The sequence below is a fragment of the Methanomicrobium sp. genome (genome assembly GCF_055145805.1).
Window position 1 is genome coordinate 1 of sequence record NZ_JBSREC010000013.1, and the last position, 6,449, is coordinate 6,449.

9 protein-coding genes are annotated in these 6,449 nt (G+C 40.6%); 7 read left to right on the forward strand and 2 right to left on the reverse strand.

Features of this window, described 5'->3' with window-relative positions; genetic code table 11:
- Positions 1–749: hypothetical protein (locus tag ACTB1O_RS00860; protein WP_462993251.1), on the forward strand; the 749-nt coding region annotated here is incomplete at its 5' end.
- 132 nt (positions 750–881) lie between these two features.
- Complete coding sequence (locus tag ACTB1O_RS00865; RefSeq protein WP_462993252.1) at positions 882–1,379, forward strand: hypothetical protein; 498 nt, start codon at positions 882–884, stop codon at positions 1,377–1,379.
- Positions 1,380–1,399: 20 nt separating this feature from the next.
- Here the strand turns inward: ACTB1O_RS00865 and ACTB1O_RS00870 are convergent, their stop codons facing one another.
- Together ACTB1O_RS00870 and ACTB1O_RS00875 are read right to left on the reverse strand one after the other, a co-directional pair.
- A complete protein-coding gene (locus ACTB1O_RS00870) occupies positions 1,400–1,537 on the reverse strand; it encodes a hypothetical protein (protein ID WP_462993253.1) in 138 nt (45 codons plus the stop codon).
- A complete protein-coding gene (locus tag ACTB1O_RS00875; protein WP_462993254.1) occupies positions 1,534–1,827 on the reverse strand; it encodes a hypothetical protein in 294 nt (97 codons plus the stop codon). The genes ACTB1O_RS00870 and ACTB1O_RS00875 overlap by 4 nt, the downstream gene beginning before the upstream one ends.
- A gap of 342 nt (positions 1,828–2,169) precedes the next feature.
- Here ACTB1O_RS00875 and ACTB1O_RS00880 point away from each other — a divergent pair, with 342 nt between their 5' ends.
- The 5 genes from ACTB1O_RS00880 (at position 2,170) to ACTB1O_RS00900 (ending at position 6,416) form a co-directional block, all read left to right on the forward strand.
- The gene (locus ACTB1O_RS00880; protein ID WP_462993255.1) at positions 2,170–3,423 is read left to right on the forward strand and encodes a hypothetical protein; all 1,254 of its coding nucleotides are present in this window, start codon (positions 2,170–2,172) and stop codon (positions 3,421–3,423) included.
- 36 nt (positions 3,424–3,459) lie between these two features.
- Complete coding sequence (locus ACTB1O_RS00885; protein ID WP_462993256.1) at positions 3,460–4,431, forward strand: hypothetical protein; 972 nt, start codon at positions 3,460–3,462, stop codon at positions 4,429–4,431.
- 404 nt (positions 4,432–4,835) lie between these two features.
- Entirely contained in the window at positions 4,836–4,997 is a 162-nt protein-coding gene (locus tag ACTB1O_RS00890; protein ID WP_462993257.1) for a hypothetical protein, read from the forward strand.
- Between the two features lie 45 nt (positions 4,998–5,042).
- Positions 5,043–5,813, forward strand: coding sequence for a LolA family protein (locus tag ACTB1O_RS00895; protein WP_462993258.1), 771 nt, complete (start codon positions 5,043–5,045; stop codon positions 5,811–5,813).
- A 171-nt stretch (positions 5,814–5,984) separates the two neighbouring features.
- A complete protein-coding gene (locus ACTB1O_RS00900) occupies positions 5,985–6,416 on the forward strand; it encodes a hypothetical protein (protein WP_462993259.1) in 432 nt (143 codons plus the stop codon).
- Positions 6,417–6,449 lie beyond the last annotated feature (33 nt).

A 6,449-nucleotide genomic window follows, 5' to 3' on the forward strand; every position in this document is an offset into this window, starting at 1 on the left:
GTGTGCTCTTCCGATCTACACTTTTAACTCCTCAGGGAGTTGATACCTGGCATAATGAGTGGGCTTTTTTTACCAGGGCAAATACGGCAGTTAACTACAACTATATTATTGGCCGGATAACACCAGACACCTGGTCAGTTTCAGGAAATAATGATCAATATTATGCTCCACAGGAGAGGGAGATTTACCTGAATAATAACCGGCAGGATGCTATAGAGGTTGTTGTGAACTACGATCATTATACCGAATACCCTGTTGGAAAAGTAAAATTATTCCCGGCCATCTATGACGATCACTCGGATATCATAGACCTGAGTAACTATGAAGATTCAGGAGCAGGTATTATCGAACTGAATCCTGCTACATTCCCCCATTCATATGGCTATCATGTTGAGATTTATAATGGTAAATACTACATAACTTTCGAAGACATGAATACATTACAATGGTTTGATCAGTATATATACAACGATCAGGACAACCCAAGCACAACTTTCACAGAATTCAGTGGATCTTCTGAATTTTTCCAGCATACAAGTCCAATAACAGACTCTTTCTACGAAGTTACTGCGCCGGTAATTGACGAATGGATCCGTGAATCAGGCGGCACATGGAGAAAACCAAGCCAGGTCTGGACATTTGAAACCCAGACAGCAAATGAGAATTTTGTTCACATTAACTGGTTCTGGGGTGGTTCGAATAACCAGGAACTTATCACTGAATCATATGTATGGTCAGAATGGGCCTGATCACCCTTTTTTTAAAAGATTCAGGATCGCACATGTTGATGATGATATTTCACTGGTAACCGCAACCGGATTGTATCGAGCATTAAAACCATAAAATAAAAAGCCATAGTTAAAAAAGGGTGTATTCTACAGATGACATTATCAAAAATCAGGAATAAACTTCCAGCCCTCCTTGCAGGTCTGATAATAGTCGTAATTGCCGGAAGTTTTCTTCTTTTCAATATGATTCTTCTGCCTGGAAACAATCCGGCGACTCAATCCGCCGATCTCCCGGAAAAGCCCGTTTCATCGATAAAATCCCAACAGGTTTATTATTGTACTATTCAGGAAGTAGATCCGGATTATGTGACAAATGAAACCATTGTTCATTTGACCGATGACACTCTTATCAATTTTCCTCAATTTGAAACGGGCGTAAAAAAATGTCTGAATAGTTCCGGGAAATGGTATAATGGTCGCAGATTTGTTTACGACTTCAAAGAATCGGAGCCGCAGATTACAGCTTTCCGTAATTTATCGTGCAAAAGCAGCAACGATCCTGAATGCAATCCCTTAGAATCGCCGGTCCTGTACGAATATGAAGGACGATATCTTGCAATAGGATGCCTTCCGGAATTTGGGACCCGGTAAAAGGGGATCGGGCATTCTATTCACCCAAGCTTCTCCCAGATCTTTACGTATGCAATGCCCATAAGCGGATATCCGATTATCCCGCTGAGGACGGCGGAGATGTAGAATCCGGCCGGGTAGTCCATCGAGGAGTAGAGCAGGATGAACTCGGGGATCACGAGAACAGGAATAGGATCGTACCGAATACGACGCCCCGGTGGCAGGAAGACTCCCCTTTTATCGAATCTTTGACGATGTCGAATACTATTCCGGCAGTCAGGGCAAGGACGAACGGATAGAGGAAGTAGAGTGCCATTATGGGATCGTCGAAAGATCTCATTCCGCCGAGATCTATGAACGAATAAGGTGCAATAAGCGTCGCGATGAAGTCCGCAGCGAATGTCACGACCAGCAGGACAACCCCGCATACAATCGCTGAAATTATGATGTTCTTCCAGTTAAGGTTCATAAAAGAGGATTCGCCCGATTGTAGTTAATCGTTGTGGCGGGAAATCAATCGATGTATCGACGTTTCGATTAAAAATAAGAGAATCTTTCCTCTTTCTATGAAATGTCTTACCATGAATCATAATCCAGAAATGACGAATTTTGTCACATAAAATGTATTTAAGATCGAATGAAAAGTCATCAGTAAACATCAAAAAGGTGTTGCGGGGGCCCGCCGGAATCTTCCAGGAACGACCGGACCCCGCTGCATGCCCGGGGGCATAAATCAAATTTGGGCCTGAAGATACATGAAGGCTTCGACGATCCCGTCTCCGGGGGCATGAAAAAGTAAGGAGACCAAGAAATGAAAGAAAAGAAAGTATTGCGGGCGTTGAGCCTGCTTTTGGTAGTTGCGCTCGCCGGGGCGATGTTTGTTCCGGTTGTTAGTGCGGAAGAAGAACAAACAGATATTTCTTCAGAAAGTATCTCTGAAAGACTTGTAATAACCCCTATTTTTGATGATCAGGAAATTCGGATCAAAGCTCCTCTTGACGAATCAGAGATAGTATCTTTTATTTTTTCAGAAAAATGGCTGATGACAAATAATGATAACAAAGATTCCGAGTTCATAAAGGTGACTGTTCCTATCAGCTCAGTTAAATCTCAAAAATATAATTCAAATGGAGTTTCTGATTTGAGATCAATAGGTACTGTGGAGAATAATGATCGAGTTGTTCTTTTGCAGATACCTAAATCCATTTTGAAATATGGGTGCCAAAAATCTGATCAGACAATTACTCTGGATTATCCTGATTACTGTTTTTCATATTTCTCAGGTATCGAAGAATTAGTAAACGAAGTTGATAAACGGAAATATGAAAGAGATACCGGACAAAATGAACAAATCAAGTTAAATTCAGAGGCCAAACCAATTTCTCAATCAAAATCGTCAGTTCTTTATGCAGAATGGGCATGCTACAATACAAACTGGTTCCAATATCCAAAGGCTCTCAGAGGGGATATGGATCCACAGACTTTTTCATATCAGGGAATGCCGCCCCTTTCCGTATTATATCATGAGCGTGAGATTTACCTTGATAGGCATGGAGATACAATTGAACTTCTTCTCTGGTATAGACCAAGTGGAGATATTTATTTATCAGCTCCTCTTTATGATGAACACGAATTAAACTGGGGATCAGGTGGCGTTCCTTCTGAATATTGGATCGATGCATCATCAAAAAATAGATTCTATTATGAATTTTATGTTGGAGATAATGGACAATACAACGTAAATTTCCTTAATACTGGTACAGGAATATGGTATGATTATACCTATAATGATGCAGACAATCCATCATCATATATAAAAGGACTTACAGGGTCTTCTGAATTAACAGTAGACAGCTCAGTCACAGATTCGTTCCTTATTACAACTGAAAATATGAGAGATTATGGTGTGAAAGATTCAGTTGACGGAAGTTGGATAAAACCTTCTTCACGCTTTTCATGGGATAAGTATAAATTTAAAAACAGTGGGTTATACGTGTTTATGAATTCATGGATAAGTGGAGGCAATATTTACACATACCATGAGGCTTGTGATACAAACACTTAAACATTTATAATCTTTTTTTTGAGGAGAGGACGATGTATGTGTCATAAAAACTTATTATGCAAAGCATTTGTAGTAATTTTCTTTATAAATTGCATTATTTATGGGGTTTCAGCAGAGCCTTATGTTGAACTTTTTATTACTCCTGCTTCACAGGAATCCTATACAGCCGGAATTCCTGTATATTCATACGGGGAAGAGATTATGATGAACATCACTCTTACAAATAAGGGTCCAGGGCCGGTAACAATTATGGGGTTACCCCCTTTGATTGGAATCAGCCACAAAGGAGAACCCGATTTTCTTAAATATCAACGTTCAGATATTGCTAAGGTTCTTAATGAGAATGAGTCATGTGATACTCTTTTAATATGGGACCAGAAGGATGAAGCTGAAATTCAGGTCGAACCGGGGGAGTATACCATAGGTGTTTACTACCTCTATTCTCCGGGGGATAGTGGAGGTATCTGGGATTTATCTAATATACGCCGGATGACACGAACAAGAGATATCCTTATCAATCCCCGGCAGGGTACTTTACAGGCCGATTTAATTTTCAATGATGTAAAACAGGATAAAGAAGTGACTGTTACTCTTTTATCTCTGGATTGTAATACGACAAAAGGAGTTGTGGCATTTGATGTAGAAATTCCTGAAAAAAGTGTAGATTCAACTCCAAGGCCTGAAGGACTGGTGCCCTGCGATGTAAACGCCTACCCGGTTGGTTACTATAGTATCGATGAAGGAGAACAGAAAAATTTCCTTGACACCTATTGGATCTGCGACACCGGGTCCACACAAGTGCACCGGATATACATGGTCTTTGAACCGGTTCCTGCAGATGCTAAAACAATAAACATCCGGATCACGCAAATCGGCAATCACGAAGGAACATGGGATTTTCATATCGACCTTAAACCACAGAAGCAGCAATCCCCGGGTTTTGATTTTTCATTGGCTGTCTTTACCATCGGGGTTGTATTGGTTAATATCTTCAGAAAAAGAGATTAGAATCATATGGTAAAAAAAGAAAGATACAGAGCGATATTTTGGCTAATGGTTTTAATCGCGTTAATTGCTGGTATAATGCTTGCATCAGAGATAATTGGTAATATGATAGAACAGGCGTATATCGCCGGTTACTGCCCCTAAAAATCAGGAGAGAAAATATCCGGTGTCAAAAAAAATGAGATGCCCTTTGAACGTGACGAATTTTGGCACAGAAGAGGTATTTAAGATCGAATGAAAAGTCATCAGTAAACATCAAAAAGGTGTTGCAGAGGCCCGCCGGAAACTTCCCGAAACGACCGGACCCCGCTGCATGCCCGGGGGCAAACTGTAATTAGGGTTTTAAATTACTTGAAACCTTTGACGATCCTGTCTCCGGGGGCATGAAAAAGTAAGGAGACCAAGAAATGAAAGCAAAGAAAGTATTGCGGGCGTTGAGCCTGCTTTTGGTAGTTGCGCTCGCCGGGGCGATGTTTGTTCCGGTTGTTAGTGCTGAGGAAGAAATAAAAACTTTTGGTGATATTGTTGATGAAAATACTATGGTTTATGAGAATGATAGTACATTGTAAAGGTATCTAATCGATCAATATCAATTTTTTGAAAGGGGGCCAATAATGACACTCAAATGGATTGCATATATATTCATTCTAACATTAATTTTCACTTCAGGTTGCAGTGAAAAGAAGGATTTTGGATCTCTTCAGTCTCCGGAGGAGACATCGCTTTCCGCACCTTTGATTACTGAACAGGTTCTTGAAATCTATGAGCCTTTTCAGAATTTTAACGCAATGGTGACGTTAAAGAATGAATTTGGCGAGATAAACGAACAGGTTTTCTATCAGCCCCCAAAATACAGGATTGAATATTTATCCCCTTCTAAGAAGAATGGAGACATCGTTGTATTTGACGGCGATATAAAATGGCATTATGTGAATGCTACCAATGAAGCCCTCTGGATTTCTGCCGAATATGTAAATTTTACTTTTCCTGAAGAGTATTCGGCAGTTGGAATAGACTATCTCGAATTGATTATTGACATGCTGACTGATTATGAATGGACATTGAACGGAACGAGTTCAGAGAATGGAGATATTTTCTATATCATTGAATATACTGATTTAACTCCCATTACAGATGCACCGTATCCAGTTTCTTATCAAATATATTCCGTTCGTGTCTGGATAGAGAAAGATACCTGGATTATAAAAAAGGCGGAGTCTTTTAGTAAAAGTGGTAAAATTATTCTTAGTGCGGATTATTTGGATGTTGCCATAAACGATGAGATTCAAAAAGAAACATTTGTGTTCCATACTCCAAAAGGAGCGGAGATTAAACCCATGGCAACAGTGGCAATAACACCTCCCCATGAAAAAATAGTGACGTGATGATCATGATACAAATTTTATGAAACGCGGACTGGCTTTAATCCCGGTAGTTTTTTTCTGGTTTCCTGTTTTATTACCCTGCTCCTGATATTTCCGTCCAGCGGCTTATCACTGTGGGCGATAATACTGGTTTCGGCCGGTGCAGTTTCGTTTGCAGGTGCCTTCCTCCTTTTGCAACGGACAGTTCCCAAAACGATCGAACGCTTTTTTGTATTCCCCTTGTTATTGGACCTTGCTGCTATAATTGCCGGGGGATTATACGGACTCTTTATTCAGAAGGCATTTCCTTCTGGTCTGACCGGAGAGATCTGGGCAACCACGCTTCTACTCCTTGCACCCTGCTCAGTCGCGATCTTTATCTTTATACCGGTTGAAAACCGGGTCCGCCGTGTATCGATCTGGCTGGCAGCATTTATCAGTGCATATTCAGTCCTTACAATCATATTCCTCTTCTACGGTGGCTTCTATCCCATGCTCGCGCTGGTATATTTATACTGGCTGATCGGGATGCCGGCAACCGGCATATGCTATCCCGCATGTGCAGTCTTTAACGAAGAAAAAAGATCGAAGCCAAAGGCTCTCCGTGGAGATCTGATTAATTAACGAAATTCTTTGAAAAGAAAAAAAGATTTAGCC